General features: G+C 49.2%; 16 protein-coding genes. 2 read left to right on the top strand and 14 right to left on the bottom strand.

Annotated elements, in window-relative coordinates:
* Positions 1-53: 53 nt before the first annotated feature.
* A complete protein-coding gene (locus MHM94_RS10470) occupies positions 54-2,258 on the top strand; it encodes a flagellar hook-length control protein FliK (RefSeq protein ID WP_235419897.1) in 2,205 nt (734 codons plus the stop codon).
* Position 2,259: 1 nt separating this feature from the next.
* Entirely contained in the window at positions 2,260-2,565 is a 306-nt protein-coding gene (locus MHM94_RS10465; protein WP_053911146.1) for an EscU/YscU/HrcU family type III secretion system export apparatus switch protein, read from the top strand.
* Here MHM94_RS10465 and MHM94_RS10460 read toward each other — a convergent pair.
* From MHM94_RS10460 to flhA, 14 genes are all read right to left on the bottom strand, one after another.
* Complete coding sequence (locus MHM94_RS10460; protein WP_022944774.1) at positions 2,562-2,978, bottom strand: DUF2802 domain-containing protein; 417 nt, start codon at positions 2,976-2,978, stop codon at positions 2,562-2,564. The two genes, MHM94_RS10465 and MHM94_RS10460, sit on opposite strands and share 4 nt — an antisense overlap.
* A 3-nt stretch (positions 2,979-2,981) precedes the next feature.
* Complete coding sequence (locus MHM94_RS10455; protein ID WP_022944775.1) at positions 2,982-3,476, bottom strand: chemotaxis protein CheW; 495 nt, start codon at positions 3,474-3,476, stop codon at positions 2,982-2,984.
* Between the two features lie 62 nt (positions 3,477-3,538).
* Positions 3,539-4,357 carry a chemotaxis protein CheW gene (locus MHM94_RS10450; protein WP_235419896.1) on the bottom strand — a complete coding sequence of 273 codons (819 nt, stop codon included), beginning with the start codon at positions 4,355-4,357 and terminating at the stop codon, positions 3,539-3,541.
* On the bottom strand, positions 4,354-5,136 hold the full coding sequence (locus MHM94_RS10445; RefSeq protein ID WP_022946899.1) for a ParA family protein: 783 nt from the start codon (positions 5,134-5,136) through the stop codon (positions 4,354-4,356). Before MHM94_RS10445 ends, MHM94_RS10450 begins: the two co-directional genes overlap by 4 nt.
* Positions 5,136-6,116, bottom strand: a complete 981-nt coding sequence (locus tag MHM94_RS10440; RefSeq protein ID WP_235419895.1) for an OmpA family protein — start codon at positions 6,114-6,116, stop codon at positions 5,136-5,138. Before MHM94_RS10440 ends, MHM94_RS10445 begins: the two co-directional genes overlap by 1 nt.
* A gap of 1 nt (position 6,117) precedes the next feature.
* Entirely contained in the window at positions 6,118-6,882 is a 765-nt protein-coding gene (locus MHM94_RS10435; RefSeq protein ID WP_045978608.1) for a flagellar motor protein, read from the bottom strand.
* Positions 6,875-8,008 (bottom strand): chemotaxis response regulator protein-glutamate methylesterase, encoded by a 1,134-nt coding sequence (locus MHM94_RS10430; protein WP_235419894.1) that lies wholly within the window; start codon positions 8,006-8,008, stop codon positions 6,875-6,877. The genes MHM94_RS10435 and MHM94_RS10430 overlap by 8 nt, the downstream gene beginning before the upstream one ends.
* Before the next feature lie 13 nt (positions 8,009-8,021).
* Positions 8,022-10,319, bottom strand: a complete 2,298-nt coding sequence (locus tag MHM94_RS10425; RefSeq protein ID WP_235419893.1) for a chemotaxis protein CheA — start codon at positions 10,317-10,319, stop codon at positions 8,022-8,024.
* Between the two features lie 16 nt (positions 10,320-10,335).
* Positions 10,336-11,091 carry a protein phosphatase CheZ gene (locus MHM94_RS10420; protein ID WP_235419892.1) on the bottom strand — a complete coding sequence of 252 codons (756 nt, stop codon included), beginning with the start codon at positions 11,089-11,091 and terminating at the stop codon, positions 10,336-10,338.
* A gap of 17 nt (positions 11,092-11,108) precedes the next feature.
* Positions 11,109-11,492, bottom strand: a complete 384-nt coding sequence (cheY, locus tag MHM94_RS10415; RefSeq protein WP_010560568.1) for a chemotaxis response regulator CheY — start codon at positions 11,490-11,492, stop codon at positions 11,109-11,111.
* Positions 11,493-11,530: 38 nt separating this feature from the next.
* The gene (locus tag MHM94_RS10410; protein ID WP_022946905.1) at positions 11,531-12,253 is read right to left on the bottom strand and encodes an RNA polymerase sigma factor FliA; all 723 of its coding nucleotides are present in this window, start codon (positions 12,251-12,253) and stop codon (positions 11,531-11,533) included.
* A gap of 15 nt (positions 12,254-12,268) precedes the next feature.
* Positions 12,269-13,129, bottom strand: coding sequence for a MinD/ParA family protein (locus MHM94_RS10405; protein WP_022946906.1), 861 nt, complete (start codon positions 13,127-13,129; stop codon positions 12,269-12,271).
* Positions 13,122-14,621 (bottom strand): flagellar biosynthesis protein FlhF, encoded by a 1,500-nt coding sequence (flhF, locus tag MHM94_RS10400; RefSeq protein WP_045978605.1) that lies wholly within the window; start codon positions 14,619-14,621, stop codon positions 13,122-13,124. The genes MHM94_RS10405 and flhF overlap by 8 nt, the downstream gene beginning before the upstream one ends.
* A gap of 31 nt (positions 14,622-14,652) precedes the next feature.
* Positions 14,653-16,758 carry a flagellar biosynthesis protein FlhA gene (gene flhA / locus MHM94_RS10395; RefSeq protein ID WP_022944827.1) on the bottom strand — a complete coding sequence of 702 codons (2,106 nt, stop codon included), beginning with the start codon at positions 16,756-16,758 and terminating at the stop codon, positions 14,653-14,655.
* Between the last annotated feature and the right edge of the window lie 65 nt (positions 16,759-16,823).

The raw sequence follows: 16,823 nt of genomic DNA, 5'->3' as shown, positions 1-16,823 counted from the left end.
TATGCTAATGCGAAAAATTGCGGGCAAAACTTTGATCTTGTTTCGGGGGTAATATGTCGGGCCCATCTGCCCCTTTAATTCATCACACACAAACGCTGAGCATCGCTGGTGATACGCAGCAGGCTAAGACACTCACGCTGCCCACTGAGCAGCCCTTGGCGGTTAAAAATGTTCATATCAGCGCTGACAAAGCAACAATGCAAGTTCAGCTGCAAGGTCAATGGCGGACCCTCGAGGTTCCCCTGCAATCAGCACCAAAGGGGCCGCTACCATTGACTATTGAGCAAGGCACCGTGCAACTTAATGCTCAAGGACAACTGCAATTAACGCCCAGCAAAACCTCGCTACCGCTTAGCTCCGCTCAGGATATAATGCGTTTGCTTGGCGCAGCCTTAACCAATGGTCAGGGCCAAGTTGTGAGCCCAACGCGTTTGGCACTAACAGTGCAATTAACTGACAAAGCAGCGTTATCAATACCGGCGCTTAATGCCAGTTTGCATTTAAATAAATCCAGTGCCGAGATAATTAACGCTCAGCCATCGCCGACATCCTTGATCGTTCAGTTAGTGAAAGGAAAGATACAGGCCCACTTACCGCTTAGTGGAGGGAGCCAATTACCACTGCCGATGAGCCAACAAAAGCTCGTTGCCATGCTGCTAAAGACACCGATGAACTTGCAGTTGCTACCTCGTCCCGATGGTAAGCATGCTCAGCTCAACCTGGTCGGTGGCCAAGCGAATAAAGCCATATTGACCTTGCCGATAAACCGAACCGTATCGGCTCAACTGCCAACTCAGGGCCTCACAACAAGCCTGGGGGGGGCGCCAACATCACCTGCGTTACAACTCAAACTGCAATTGCCGCGTATTGACTTACACGTTGCCCGCCCACAAGTGATTGTGGACACTCAAAGCAGCATCACGGCCTCCTCGGCAACACAGCAACTCGGTGATAGGCCGGTAACAGACAACAAAGCAAGCACCTCGTTATGGCAGCATGCTAAGCAACAATTACAGTCTTGGCAGCAAGGGCGAGGTGCGCCAAGTATCAATTCACTCGCAAGTGCTCAGCAGTTATTACAAAGTGCTGCAAAGCCACTGCTTAGTACGGTACTACTTGATACGCCGAAAAGGCTTGAACCGGTGTCACTCAGCGCCTTTAATGGCGCGGCAAGACACAACGCCATGGGGCAACCATTAAGCCCGGGCGTTGAGGTGAGCGCCTTGCTTAGTACCCTTCGCAGTCAGTCGCCGCTATTAGCATTAACCGCACAGATGCAGCATACGGTAAAAGCAACCTTGGTGTCTGGGGCTGCTACAGAAACGGTATCAGGGGCACAACAAGTACTCTCCTTGCCTCTCAGCAAGGCGTTAATGGCACCATTAATAAAGCCTTATACAGCACAGCATAGCTTGACCCATCACCTTGCCAATCTAGACACTCTGGTGCAAAACGCGCCTAAAGAGCTACAGCAACTCGTCAATCAAGCTTTTAGTAAAATGGTTGGACCGCATACTCCGGCAGCCAACACAGTCAATCAGTTGCGAGCCCAATTGCAGCCTTGGTCACAGCCTGTTAGCCAATACCGTGCAAGCGTCACAGCTCAAATCGATACTCTTTTGCTATCACTGTTGGGCGCTCAGAGCCTGCAACAGCTGCCAAGCACGATGGCGACTCACAGCCAAAGCGCCTTGATGCCACTGATAAACCTACTTTTAGCTCAAACACCGCAAGCGCCAGCTTCTGCTGCTGAGCAAGTATTGCAACAGCTGCAAAGTGCGGGGGCGCAAGCATTAGGCGGCGATTTAGCAGCCATTAAACAAAGTATGACGCCCCAGTCAAGCGCTCCACAATTAACAACGCAGCAAGACTCTAACCCTTTGGTACAGCTGTTTTTACCTATGCGTTTGCCACCTGAGGCAGGGCAAACGCAGCTAAGTATTGGTCGCTACAAAGAAAAGAGCCAACAAGGCAAGGGCGAAGACGTGTGGTTTGTGCGTATGCAATTTGACTACCCTAAATTGGGCGAGCTCAGTGTGCAGGCGCACTTGTGTAAGCAAACCCTCAATTGTGAACTTCGCGCCAGCTCTCAGGCTTTGCACCACCTTGCTAACGAACACAGTGAAACACTAAGACGCAAGCTGCAAAGTCACGGCCTCGGCGTTGCGCCCATTAAGGTTGAGCAGGTGAGTGAGCAACAAGTACAACAGTGGCGGCAGTTTTATCGCCGTCATAGTATCGTTAATTTAAAGGTGTAGTATGACATCATCAACCCAACGCAGTGCCATTGGATTGCTCTACGAGCATGGCAGTGCACCAACCGTGTCGAGCAAAGGGTTTGGCGAGTTAGCCGAGCACATTATCGAAGCAGCGCAAGAACAAGGCATTTTAATTCACCAAGATGCTGATTTAGCGAAGACCTTAGAAAAGCTCGATCAAGGCCAAGAAATCCCCAAAGAGCTTTATTATGTGATTGCTGAGCTTATTGCCTTTTCCTATGTATTACGTGGTAAGTTTCCACCTGGATGGCAGAACTTTAGCAATAAGCTCAATGTGAAAGCTTAATTTTTCTGATGCAATGAGAACAGTAACTCAGCTTCTGCCCGAGGTAGCTCACATTCGCTCATGACTTCTTCCATGGGCGCACCTAGCTCAATCATTTTTACTGCTCGAGAGTAGATTCGTGCTTGCGGGTCTGCTTCACGAATAGTGTCTTGCTGTTGCGCCACTTCTTCGGTGCGCTGTTGAATTTGGCCAATACGGTTGCTCATATTTGCCAATGCTGTGCGCAACTCACTGACCTCCGCACGCAAAATTTGCGTTTGTGATGACGCCTGTTTTTCAGTGTCCATGTTTTGTCGCAGTGCCCGCATTTGCCGCGCTAATTGCGACGTACGTAACCACAACACTATTACTAAAACCGCCAGCAATAACACTATGCTAGCGGCTATCATATACAGCAGATTCGGGTCTTTCATTACTTAGATATTACTTAACTCGTCCCACTCTTCGTCACTGAGTAGTTTGTTTAGATCCACCAAAATCAGTAACTCACCGTCACGGTTTGAGACCCCTTGGATAAACTTAGCACTCTCTTCTGTACCAATGTTGGGCGCACTGTCGATTTCGGAGCTGCGCAGGTACACCACCTCAGCGACCGAGTCGACCAAAATACCAATAACCTGCTTTTCCGCTTCGATAATCACAATACGAGAGTTGTCAGTGACTTCAGCGTCAACCAACCCAAAGCGTGAACGGGTATCAATCACGGTAACCACGTTGCCTCGCAAGTTAATAATACCCAGGACATAACTGGGTGCACCGGGCACGGGCGCGATCTCGGTATAACGAAGTACTTCTTGTACCTGCATCACATTGATACCATAGGTTTCTTCCTCTAACCGGAAGGTGACCCATTGCAGTACCTCATCACTGCTGTCTACATCTTTCGCTGATACTATTCTTTCTTCGCTCATACTTAGCTCCATAACGCCGTCTGTCATGAATCGGCCTTGGTTACCAATTAGTTTGTGCCTGATTACTCAGCCTGACTGTCTAACCCTTGCTCTAAAAGCAGTTGCAGGTTATCCACATCAATTAAAGCACACATTTTTTCTTTTATAACCCCAGCAAGCCACGGACGCTTACCATGGCTTTGTCGCCACTTTACGTCTTCACTTTTCAAGGTTACGTTGTTGATCAAATTCTCAGCGGCTAATCCCCACTGAGATTCTCCAAGCATTATCACATACTTATAGTTTAATGCCTGTTCCAAGTTTTTGTCATATTTTTCTGGCATTACCCAGCGGGCGGTGTCCACAAGGCTGACTTTTTCATCGCGGTTTAACATCACCCCTTTGAACCAAGGTGGTTTCCCGAATAATTGGTTTACTTCACCAATCTGGTGAATACCACCGAGAGATTTCAGAGGCACTGCTAATAGCAAACCAGCCACGTCAAAAAAAAGCGCCTGAAATTCGCCCTGCATATATTCTTCTCGCGCCGCCTGTGGCGCGCGCAGCTTAGTGCCTGAGGATGCAGGTTTTGCCTTATTAATTGCCCGAGCAATATCCTCAACGTGCGCGCTGGATTGCTGTTGCTGTTGCTGTTGCTGTTGCTGTTGCTGTTGCTGTTGCTGTTGCTGTTGCTGTTGCTGTTGCTGTTGCTGTTGCTGTTGCTGTTGCTCGCGAGCCTGTGCTTGCTGCTCTGCCTGCGCAAGTAACTTTTCAAGTGGCTCAAGTTTATTTGCCTGAGGGGATTCAGTGATGACTGGCTTAGCTACCCGCCTAGGCTCTGCTTCTTCTTTAAGTAGCGCACTGAGGTACTCCTTCATCACCTTTTCATTAGGACCACTCATGCATCCACCTGCTTGTTTTGCAAATAGTCTAAGAGCGCACGGTAGGCTTGTACGCCTCGCGCCTTAGCACAGTGCTTACTAGGCACCTGCTGCGCAAGGCTGGCATCGCGAAACTTGGTATCAATGGGGATCACACCCGGCCAAACACTGTCATGATACGTAGCGCGCAGTTTTTTGTATGCATCCAAAGAGGCATTAGTGCGCTTATCATACATAGTCGCGACCACCGTGTATTGATAGCTATAGGTTTGTGCACTTTGCTGCATCAGTTCCATCGTGCGCATCATGCGATCTAGTCCTTTGAGCGCAAGAAACTCAGTTTGCACAGGTATGAGTACGCGCTCGCTTGCTGCCAACGCGTTCACCATTAACACCCCAAGTACCGGCGGGCAATCGAGAATGGCATAATCATAATGTTCGCTGATTTTCGCTAATACCTTTTTAAGTATTAACCCCATGCCGTTTTTATTACCCATGCTTCTATCAAGCGTGGCGATGGCCATGGTAGCCGGCAGAATATCAATATTTTCGACACCGGATGGACACAGCGATTGCAGTATTTCCTCACTCGCCATATTTTTACCGCGAGTGAAAACATCGTAAGCACTCACTTCGATGGCCTCTGAATCAATACCAAAATAGTAGGTAAGCGACGCGTGAGGGTCGGTATCAATTAATAAGACACGCTTTCCTTGTTCAGCCAATAGACCGCCTAAAGACACCGTTGTGGTGGTTTTACCCACCCCGCCTTTTTGGTTCGCGACCGTCCATACCTTCATTATTGCTGTTCCTCATTGCGCGTCGTAATACGAATACCGCCATGGGGTAGTTGTATTATTTTTATTGTATTGTCAGTGCTTGGCAGCTCTTGCTCCACTGCGGGCTCAACTGATTCAACGGCACTGTCTTGTTGCGGGGTCTCTTGCAGAGGCAAGGCAAACTTTGAAATTGCGATGACCACTTTACGATTTTGCGCCCGCCCTTGGGCAGTATCATTGTCAGCAAAAGGGGTGTACTGCCCATACCCTTCCAACGCCATTCGCGCAGGGTTTATGCCCAGGGTTTGCAACTCTTTGACTACCGCCGCTGCACGTGCCGCTGATAACTGCCAATTGGAGCGAAACATTTCGTTATTGATACTGCGGTCATCGGTATAGCCACGCACACGCAAGTAATTGCGCATTGGCGAAATAATCTCAGCAATACGAGCCACCACTTGTTCGGCGCGATTCGTCACTGTGGCGCTGGCGCTTGGAAAAAGCAGCCCCGAACTCATCTCAATAGTAAGCCAATTCTCATTCAGTTGGAGCTGTGCATCACCTTGGCGAATTTCATTAAGCAAAGTGCCAGTTAACTTATCTAACAAAGTTTCTAAAGGCTCTCCGAGCTCTTTTTGCTCGATAAGACTCACGTCTGCTTGCTCTGGAATCAACTTTGAGCCACGAATAGGCTCTTTGACAATACTCTCACCTTCTAACACATTGTCATTGACGGGCAGTGGTTGTTGCAACACACCGTCCCCTGTGGATTGCTGCTGCTCAGTTAATATGGGTTGAGTCACTTGGGTAGCACGGTCAAAAAATTGCTCCAACGTCTGCGAGAAAATAGCAAACTCTTCGTCTTTTTTATTGATAGCAATCGCGTACATGACCACGAACAAGGCGAACATAATGGTCATATAATCAGCGTAAGAAACAAGCCAACGGTGGGTGTGTTGCGACTCCTTTACATGACCTCGGCGGTGACGAATACGCATCATATTAGTACCCTGCACTAACATGGCGCTCAGCGCAGTAAGCCTCGAGTTTCAACTCTATATTTGCGGGCGTCTCTCCCTGCTGCATTGCCATGATGCCCTCAGCGATGAGCTCATGATAGAGCATTTTTTCTTCAATCACTTGCTTTAGCTTGTTGGCAACGGGCAGGAATAACAAGTTGGCAAAGCCCACGCCATAAATCGTGGCCAAAAATGCGGTGGCGACCCCAGCACCCAATTTATCGGGCTCACTAATGTATGCCATCGCCTGAATGAGCCCGAGCACAGCCCCTAAAATACCAATGGTCGGCGCATATCCTCCCATGGCCTCGTAAACACGAGCTGCATCTAGCAACCGCTCGCGCTCTAACATAAGCTCGATTTCTAGGGTGTCACGCAAGCGCTGCTCATGAGAGCCATCAATCAGCAAGCTTAAGCCTTTAGCGGCATAAGGGTCTTCACTTACGAGTGCTTGTTCCTCAAGAGCCAGGTACCCTTTTTGACGTGCGGTACTGGCCCACGATTTAATTTGCTCAATCCCAGCTTGGGTATCATAAAACGGGGGAACAAATACCCACTTAAAGACTCCCAAGGCCTTTTTGAAGGTCGCTAGTTGCGATTGCAACATCACGGCACCTAAAGTGCCGCCAAGGACAATGATCAGTGCCGGTCCATCAATTAGCCCTGAAACCATACCGCCCTCGAGGCTATAGCCTAAGGTAATGGCGATAATGGCAACAGCAAGGCCAATTATGGAAAGTTTATCCACAGCCGACTTCCTTGAGTAAATGCGCGGCAACATCGTCAAGAGCCACTTGGTGGTCATGCAAACCGGCACTGGCTATCGCTTGCGGCATGCCATACACAACACAAGACTGCTCGTCCTGCGCCCAAACCCGTGAGCCTGATTGTTTAAGCATCCGCGCACCTTCGCGACCATCAGCACCCATCCCGGTCAGCACAATGGCTAATACATCACCGCCGAATGCTTTTGCGCTACTGGCAAAAGTAACATCAACACTGGGTTTATAAGTAATCCTTGGGTTGTCGTCTTGAAATACCTTCAGAGTTTGCTGTTGAGCGCGGCCATCAAACATCATTTGCTGACCACCTGGTGCAAGATACGCCGTTCCAGGTTGCAAACGGTCTCCCTGTTGCGCTTCTTTTACCTTGATTTTGCAAAGGTTATTCAAGCGCTGCGCAAACGCAGGAGTGAATGCGGCCGGCATATGCTGAATAAGCAAAATAGGATGAGGAAAATTGGCTGGCAGCTTAGTCAGAATCGTTTGCAGTGCCACAGGCCCCCCGGTCGAGGTGCCAATAGCCACCAACTTGTACTTTTTGCCGCTGGGCTTGAATTGGCTAGCGCTTTGAGGCCGAGTCGAAGCTCCTTGGTTAAAGCTTCTATCAGGTTGCGCTGAACTGCGTGCGGTGACACTGGGGCGCGCCGGTGACGGTGCTGTTGTTGAGGTCGTTGGGCGATTAAAACGCGAAAGACGACGACGTCCTAGCTCGCGCACCTTTTGTCGAAGTATCTCAATCGCATCTTGGTTGTTGCGCGCGATGTCTTCAAACTTTTTCGGTAAGAAATCCAATGCCCCGGCATCAAGTGCATCCAGTGTGGCACTGGCTCCTTCACGCGTCAGTGAGGAAAACATAAGAATAGGTGTTGGCGATTTCGCCATGATTTGTTTCACCGCAGAAATACCATCTAACACTGGCATTTCCACATCCATGGTGATCACATCTGGGCGTAACTTAACTGCTTTTTCCACCGCATCGGCGCCATTGACAGCTGCGTCAATGACTTCGATATTGGCATCACCTTCAAGAATTTCAGTAACCCGGCGACGAAAAAAGCTTGAGTCGTCAACTATTAGAACTTTGACAGCCATTTAATACTCGATTTTAGTTAACGCTGGAACGCCCAGCGTAATGTTTTAGCATGCTTGGCACGTCTAGAATTAAGGCTATGCCACCGTCTGAGGTAATTGTCGCCCCGGCCATACCTGGTGTGCCTTGCAGCAGCGCATCCAGAGGCTTTATGACTACTTCCTCTTGACCAATCAGCGAATCCACCACAAAGCCAACCTTTTTAGTACCAATTTGAACGATAACGACATGGCCTTCGGCTTTACGTTGGGTGCGGTCCGCACCTTTGACTAACCAATGCTCTAAATAAAATAGTGGTACGGCTTTTTCACGCACAATAATGGTGAGCTGGCCATCGACAATGTTAGTTTTGGTCAAATCAAGGTGGAAAATCTCACTAACAGCCGCCAATGGCAGAGCAAAAGTTTGTTCACCCACAATCACCATCAGCGTTGGCAAAATAGCAAGCGTCAGCGGTACTTTGATATCTAGACGGGTACCAACACCGAGCTGTGAGTCGATATTAATGGTGCCGTTAAGCTGGCTGATCTTGGTTTTCACCACGTCCATACCCACACCACGCCCAGAAATATCAGAAATTTCCTCTTTGGTGGAGAATCCAGGTGCAAAGATAAGGTTATAGGCTTCCGTGTCACTCAAACGAGCGGCTTGGTCGTGATCAATAACCCCTTTGCTAATAGCAATTTTTTTCAGTTTTTCGGCATCCATCCCAGCGCCATCATCGTGGATGCTCAGGAGAATGTGGTCGCCTTCTTGAGAAGCCGATAAGCGCACCGTACCGGTGCGAGGTTTACCTGCTGCTTCTCGAACATCAGGCATCTCAATACCGTGGTCCACTGAGTTACGTACTAAGTGCACGAGTGGGTCAGCTAGGGCTTCGACAAGGTTTTTATCTAAATCAGTCTCTTCCCCTTCAAGGACCAAGGAAATATCTTTTTGTAAGCTGCGGGCAAGGTCTCGTACCACACGTGGGAAGCGGCCAAATACTTTCTTAATTGGCTGCATCCGAGTTGCCATCACCGCACCTTGTAGGTCGGCGGTGACCACGTCAAGATTTGAGATAGCCTTACCCATAGCTTCACTGTTGTTATTATTCGCTAAGGTAATAAGACGATTACGTACCAATACCAACTCACCCACCATATTCATGATCTGGTCTAGTCGTTTGGTATCGACGCGCACTGTCGTTTCTGCTTGTGGCGGTGGCGCGGCTTTAGGTGCCGGTTTTTTGGCATCACCACTGCTAGGCGGGGTGCTCCCCTTCGCCGTACTCGGCGCTGGTTTTGCGGCCGCTGGCGCTTGACTAGGCGCTGGCGTTGCCGGCGGTGTGTCTTTAGCTTTACTTTGGCTTACTGGCGCCGCAGGCTTTTCAACCGGCGCTGGCGAAGCTTCTGCCGAGCTTGCTTTAGGCGCATTGCCTTTGCCGTGCAGCTCATCAAGCAGCGCATCAAATTCATCTTCGGTAATGTCTTCATCATCACCACTGGCCGACTCTGATTGGCCCGATGTAGTCGGTGCACTCTGCTGCGCAGCTCCCTGCTCTTCGGCGCTCGGCGTGGAGCCATTATCGCTAATGGCACCAAAGCTGCCTGCTCCATGTAATTCGTCTAGTAACGAGTCGAACTCATCATCGGTAATATCTTCATCATTACCGGATGTCCCAGCATCCGCTGACCCTTCACCCACAGACGGGCCTTTGCCTTGGCCGTGCAATTCATCGAGCAAACTTTCGAATTCATCTTCGGTGATTTCGTCAATCGCTTCGCCTTCGTCACTGCCAGCACTTGGCGCATCGAACAAAATATCATCGCCAAAATCATCGGCCCCTGATGCGACATTTTCAGGCACAGGTTCGGGTTCAACAACAGGTTCACTCGGAGTTGCGGCAGGTTCAGGCACAGCAATAGGTGCCTCATCTTCGGATTCAGGTTCGCTCAGTTTATGCAATACAGCAAGTAACTCAGGGTCTGCAGGTTGCGGCTGCTCTCGTGCTTGAATAAGCGCAAACATGTCGTTAATTGTATCGAGCGCTTGCAGGATCACGTCCATCAGTTCAGAAGTAACCTGGCGCTTACCTTGGCGCAGAATATCAAACACATTCTCAGCACCATGACAGGCATCTACCAGCTCATTCATGCCAAGGAACCCAGCTCCCCCTTTAACAGTGTGGAAGCCCCGGAAGATAGCGTTGAGCAAGTCTTTATCATCAGGGTTATTTTCAAGCTCTACTAACTGCTCAGAGAGCTGCTCCAATATCTCACCTGCTTCGACTAAAAAGTCCTGTAAAATATCTTCATCTACTTCAAAGCTCATGCAGCCGCTCTCCTCTTTAGAAGCCTAAACTAGACAACAAGTCGTCTACTTCATCTTGGCCTGAGACCACGTCATCACGTGATTCTGTGTCTATAATTGGCCCTTCTGGACCTTCTGCGTTCACAGCTGGTTTTGCTTTTTGTTGTTCAACCACCAGTTCTTCACCTTCGTTGCCCGCAAACACAGTTAATAAATTAATAAGGCTGTCTTCTACCTCGCGCACCAGCTCGATTACGCGGCGAATTACCTGCCCTGTTAAATCTTGGTAGTCTTGCGCCATCAGCACATTGTTAAGAAGGTCGTGCAGCTCCACTGTACTGCCTTGAGAGCGGTTCATAAAACTATCGAGCTGATGACACAACTGCTTGAACTCACCTAATTCGAGATCGCGACGCATCAATTTATCCCAAATGGGTTTAATTTGATGTAGTTCAGTGGATAGCTGCTCAGCGATGGGCAAACTGGCTTCCACGGCATCCATGGTTTTATTTGCCGCCTGCTCGGTCATTTCCATCACGTAATTAAGACGCTGCTTAGCATCGGGAATGGCTTCTTGCGTGAGGTCGTTCAAGCGCGTATCGAGTTGGAAATTCTTCAACGACTCGTGAAGTTGCCGCGTCAACTTGCCAACCTCAGCAAACAGTTCGGACTGTTCCTTGGAGGCTGCATCGAGGATCAGCTGATCGGCTTTCTCCTGCTCACCTTGCTCAAGAAACGATACAAGCTGTTTGGCTTGCTCTAGGGTAATGTGAGGTGCAGCGGGAGCTGACATAAACCTCTCCTTCTCGGTTAACCTAAGCGCTCAAATACTTTATCCAGCTTGGTTTTTAATGTAGCTGCGGTAAAGGGCTTAACGATGTAACCGTTCACGCCAGCTTGGGCAGCGGCAATGATTTGTTCCTTCTTCGCCTCTGCAGTTACCATCAGTACTGGAATGTGCTTTAAGCTGTCGTCGGCGCGAATTGCACGGAGCAAATCGATACCCTGCATACCTGGCATGTTCCAATCGGTAACCACAAAGTCAAACTCTTGGTTTTGCAACATGGGCAGCGCGGTACTACCATCGTCCGCTTCTTGCACGTTGGTAAAGCCTAAATCACGCAATAGGTTTTTAATGATTCTTCTCATAGTGGAAAAGTCATCGACCACGAGAATTTTCATGTTTTTATCCAAAGTATCCTCCAGTGAGGTATGAACCTTTATTCTTACTACTAATTGACCCAGTCATTGACTTTCGCTTTGAGCTTAATCATTGCCTGACCATGTATCTGACTCACACGGGACTCACTTACGTCCAGTATTTGCCCAATTTCTTTTAAATTCATTTCATCGTTATAGTACAACGATAATACCAATGCATCACGCTCGGGGAGAGAATTAATTGCCGCTACTAATGCTTGGTTAAAGCGTTCGTTGTGAACGCTGGTATAGGGCCGCCCCGTTTGAGATTGTTCACTGCTCGGGGTGAGTACATCTTCATCGACACCTAAGTCTTCGATACCGAGCACTTTAGAGCAATTAACATCGTTTAAAATATGATGGTATTCATCGAGCGAAATATCAAGTTTTTCAGCTACTTCAACATCCTTTGGTTCCCGACCTAGGGAGGTTTCCAATTCATGTACAGCGGTAGCTACAGCGCGGCTATTGCGATGTACCGATCGTGGAGCCCAATCTCCCCGTCGTACTTCATCAAGCATCGCACCACGAATACGAATACCAGCAAACGTCTCAAAGCTGGCGCCTTTACTGGCGTCAAAGGTTTTTGATGCCTCGATGAGGCCAATCATGCCGGACTGAATGAGATCATCGAGCTGCACACTCGCTGGCAGTCGCGCCAGCAAATGACATGCAACACGCTTGACCAGCGCGGCATGGCGCTCGACCAGAGTGTTTAATTGTAATTGATCTTGATATCCAGCCACTTTATTCATAAATCCGAACAACAGTTAATTATTGACCAGCTTTTCAATGAAGAACTCCAAATGCCCCGATGGTTGATTAGGGGTTGGCCATTTTAGTGCCTTGCCAGCGAGACTTTTCAGCGATACCGAAGCGGGTGAGTTAGGGAATAACTCCACGACGGCTTTCTGGCGACGCGTTGATTTACGCATGTTTTCATCATAGGGCACGGTGGCCACTAATTCGAGCGCCACATCTAAAAATCGGTCGGTTACTTTGGAGAGTTTGGCAAATAAGTCTTGCCCTTCACGCTGGCTGCGCACCATATTGGCAACGACTTTGAATTTGTATACGCCATGTTCACGACTAAGCACCTTGATCAGCGCGTAGGCATCGGTAATCGAGGTTGGCTCATCGCAGACCACCACCACAACATCTTGCGCAGCACGCGAGAAGCTCAGTACCATATCGGAGATACCGGCGGCGGTGTCGACAATGAGGACATCAAAGTCGTTATCGAGCTCGCTAAACGCACGGATTAAACCTGCATGCTCTGCGGCACTCAGTTCAACCATGCTCTGTGACCCCGATGTTGCCGGAGCAATACGAATGCCCGCAGGCCCAGTTACCAGTATATCGCGCAGTTCGCACTCACCACTTAGAACATGAGAAAGGTTCTTTTCAACACGCAGACCAAGCATAACGTCACAGTTTGCCAGCCCTAGGTCAGCATCTAACACTAAGACACGTTTGCCTTGCTGACCCATGGCAATAGCTAAATTCAAAGAGACATTGGTTTTACCGACGCCCCCTTTGCCACCGGTCACGGCGATTACTTTTACGCCTTGGCTATTGTTTTGATTCATTTTTCGAAGGCCACTTGCTTGATCGTGCACTGTGTTAATCATACATTCCTACTGCCTGAGACGCCACTGTTTGGCGCCCTGCTGGTGCCGCTGATTTTTGTGTTTTTTGGCGTTTGATAAACAATTGTTCAGCTTTTCTAACCATTTTTTCTGAGTTAGCAACGCGAATATCTTCTGGAACGCGTTGACCGTTAGTAAGATACCCTATTGGTAAGCGATTTTGAATCGCTACACTAATAATCTCGCCTAAACTTAGACTTTCATCAAGTTTGGTGAAAATACAACCACTTAAGTCAACTTTTTGGAAGTGCCTTACGGTTTCTTGAAGCACTTCATGTTGTGCTGTGGCACTGAGCACTAAATAGCTACGAATATCGACTCGCGTACTACGCATGAGCGTGTTTAATTGCTCACTTAAACGTAAATCGCGCTGGCTCATTCCCGCAGTGTCAATTAATACTAGACGTTTATTGCGTAATTGATAAAGCACATCGGCCAATTCATTGGCATCTTTTACTTGCTTCACAGGGCAACCAATGATGCGTCCATAAGTTGCTAGCTGCTCGTAAGCACCGATACGATATGTATCCGTGGTGATCAGCGCAACCTTGTCAGCCCCATATTTTTGCGCCCCTAATGCGGCCAGTTTTGCAACCGTCGTGGTTTTGCCTACGCCAGTAGGGCCGACCAACGCATATACGCCGCCATGACGTAAAATCTCATTATTGGTGGTGTGTAGCTGCTTTTGCACCATATCCAGGGCTGCACTCCACGCCTGCTTGCGCGATACGTCGTCTGGTACATAACGCACCAACTGCTCAGCCACTTCAGTGTCGATACCCATGCCCTGCAAGCGCTCGATAAAGCAGGCACGAGTTGGATCGCGGCGCGCTCGGTCCTGGTGTAATAAGCCGGATACTTGATGTTCAAGAAGCTGACGAATGGCATTCATCTCATCGCGCATGGCACTGATCTCTTCGCTGTCCATGGCCTCTTGCTGTACAGAATCATTGGGCTGGCGGTGTAGCTCATCAAAACCGTCACCGTCCAAATCATCACCCATGGACTGCGCTGCAGCGCGGGCTTGCGTTGGCTCTGCCAGCGTTGGCTGCGGAGCGTAGTTATTGGCCGGCGCAGCGCGACGCTGAGGCTGTTCAACGGGCTCTTCAGGCGCGCTCATATCAATACCTGATTGCGAAAACATGTCGGCGAGAGCAGCGTTCTTTGGTTTCGGACTCTGACGCTCTAACAACGCCTGTAATGAATCAGCCACACCATTGTGACTTTGCGGCTCAGGACGTTGCGTACGTGTTTGTGGGCGTACCATACGCTGCTCAGTGGCGCGGGGCTGCATTTGCTGCTGGGGAGCGCTTTTCGGTGCGGCTGCTGGGCGTTCATGGTCAATAGCAGCAACGATTTCAACGCCATCTGCAAGCTTTTTGTTCGACATGATCACCGCGTCAACACCCAGCTCATCTTTTACTTCTTTCAGTGCTGTACGCATATCTTTAGCAAAAAAGCGTTTGATTTTCATAATATTACCCTCTCACAACCGGCTTTCCGATCTATTGCTGTCCAACGGAGCTAACAATCTTAATTTGACGCTCATCGGGCACTTCTTGGTAAGACATCACCTTCAGCCCTGGGATGGTGTGCTTCACAAAGCGTGATAACACTGTACGAAGCATCCCGGAGGTCAATAAGATGGAAGGTTCACCCGACATTTCTTGGTTCTGGTGGGCTTCGCTTAAAGAGGCCTGTAGCCGCTCTGCCAAGCCTGGCTCAATGCCAGCACCCTCATCTCCTGCGTTCTGAAGCGACTGATGCAACATCTGTTCCAACTCAGGCGCCAATGTTATGACAGGAATTTCTGGCGTAGCGCCAACCGCATCTTGCACAATCAAACGACGCAATGAAATACGTACCGCTGCGGTTAATACATCTGGGTCTTGGCTGCGCGGACCATACTCTACGAGTGTTTGCACTATGCTGCGCATATCGCGAATAGCAACGCCTTCATTGAGGAGATTTTGTAGCACTTTCACTATGGTAGTCAGCGGTAACACATCTGGTACTAGACCTTCTACTAGACGCGGATGGCTTTTCGCTAGCATATCAAGCAGACTCTGTACTTCTTCGTGACCCAATAGCAGTGAGGCGTTATTAGTGAGTAACTGGCTAATGTGGGTCGCCACTACCGTAGCAGCATCAACGACGGTGTAACCTAAAGACTGTGCTTCATCTTTTTGCTCTGGTTTGATCCACACCGCATCCAAACCAAAAGCCGGATCTTTAGTCGCCACACCATTGATTGGGCCAAAGACTTGACCCGGGTTGATGGCCAGTTCATCACCATGACTGAGTTCACCATCACCGCTGGACACGCCCATTAGGGTAATACGATAGGCATTAGGGTCTAACTCTAAATTATCGCGAATATGAACGGGCGGCACTAAAAAGCCCAGTTCCTGTGAGAGCTTCTTACGGACCCCTTTAATGCGGCTTAACAACTCTCCACCTTGGGCCTGATCCACCAGCGGGATCAAGCGGTAGCCTACCTCCAAACCGATGACATCGACTTGCTGCACATCGTCCCAGCCCAATTCTTTTGGTTCGTCGTGGGTGGCAACATTGCTGCCAGGGCCCTGCTCAGCTTCTTGTTGCTCCTGCTCAGCAGCAAGCTTTGCCTGCTTTTGCGAATAATAAGCAACAAAACCAAGTAAGCCACCTAAGCCTAAAAACGCCACATGGGGCATACCCGGTACCAACCCCATAGTGATGAGAATACCGGATGCTATCCACAGTGCTTTGTCATTGCCAAGCTGGGTTTTAACTTGCTCGCCCATATTGTGTGATTCATTTTGGCGAGTTACGACGATAGCAGTACCGATTGATAACAACAGCGATGGCAGCTGCGCCACGAGGCCATCACCAATGGTGAGTAAGGTGTACACTTCCATGGCCTGAGAAAAGCTCAAGTCATGTTGGATCATACCGACAAATAACCCGCCAACGATATTAATCACTAAGATAACGATACCCGCAATGGCATCGCCTTTTACGAACTTACTGGCACCGTCCATCGAACCGTAAAAGTCCGCTTCACGGGTGACTTCTTCACGCCGCTCCCGCGCTTGCTCGGCGCTGATAAAACCCGCGTTCAAATCGGCATCAATGGCCATTTGTTTACCGGGCATCGCATCGAGGGTAAAGCGGGCAGACACTTCTGATATACGTCCGGCCCCTTTGGTGATAACCACGAAGTTGATAATAATTAAGATCAGAAAGACAACTAGACCCACGGCATAGTTACCGCCGATCACCACCGAGCCGAAGGCTTCAATTACTTTACCGGCCGCGTCCCCGCCTTGGTGGCCCTCTAATAACACCACCCGCGTACTGGCAACATTAAGCGCCAGACGCATAATGGTCGCGACTAAAAGCACCGCTGGGAACATACCAAATTCAAGCGGTTTCATGGTGTAGACCGTAACTAACAGCACCACCAAGGCCAGCGCAATATTAAACGAAAACAGAATATCGAGTAAAAATGGCGGCATAGGTAATACCACCATTGCCAGTGCGGCGAGCACCAACAACGGCGTACCTACGCCTTTTGCATATTCTTTTTTATCGCGATTAAGCTGGGTGAGAACGGCCTTAAAATCCATAAATGCTACAGCAATAAATTGACACTGCAGTCATTAAAGCAAGGAGTAGGCCAGTTTTTTATATC

Origin of the sequence: Pseudoalteromonas sp. CNAT2-18.1 (assembly GCF_022347865.1) — a bacterium.
GTDB lineage: Bacteria > Pseudomonadota > Gammaproteobacteria > Enterobacterales > Alteromonadaceae > Pseudoalteromonas > Pseudoalteromonas ruthenica.
Note: the sequence above shows the minus strand (reverse complement) of the source record. Positions and strands in the feature narration are given on the sequence as shown.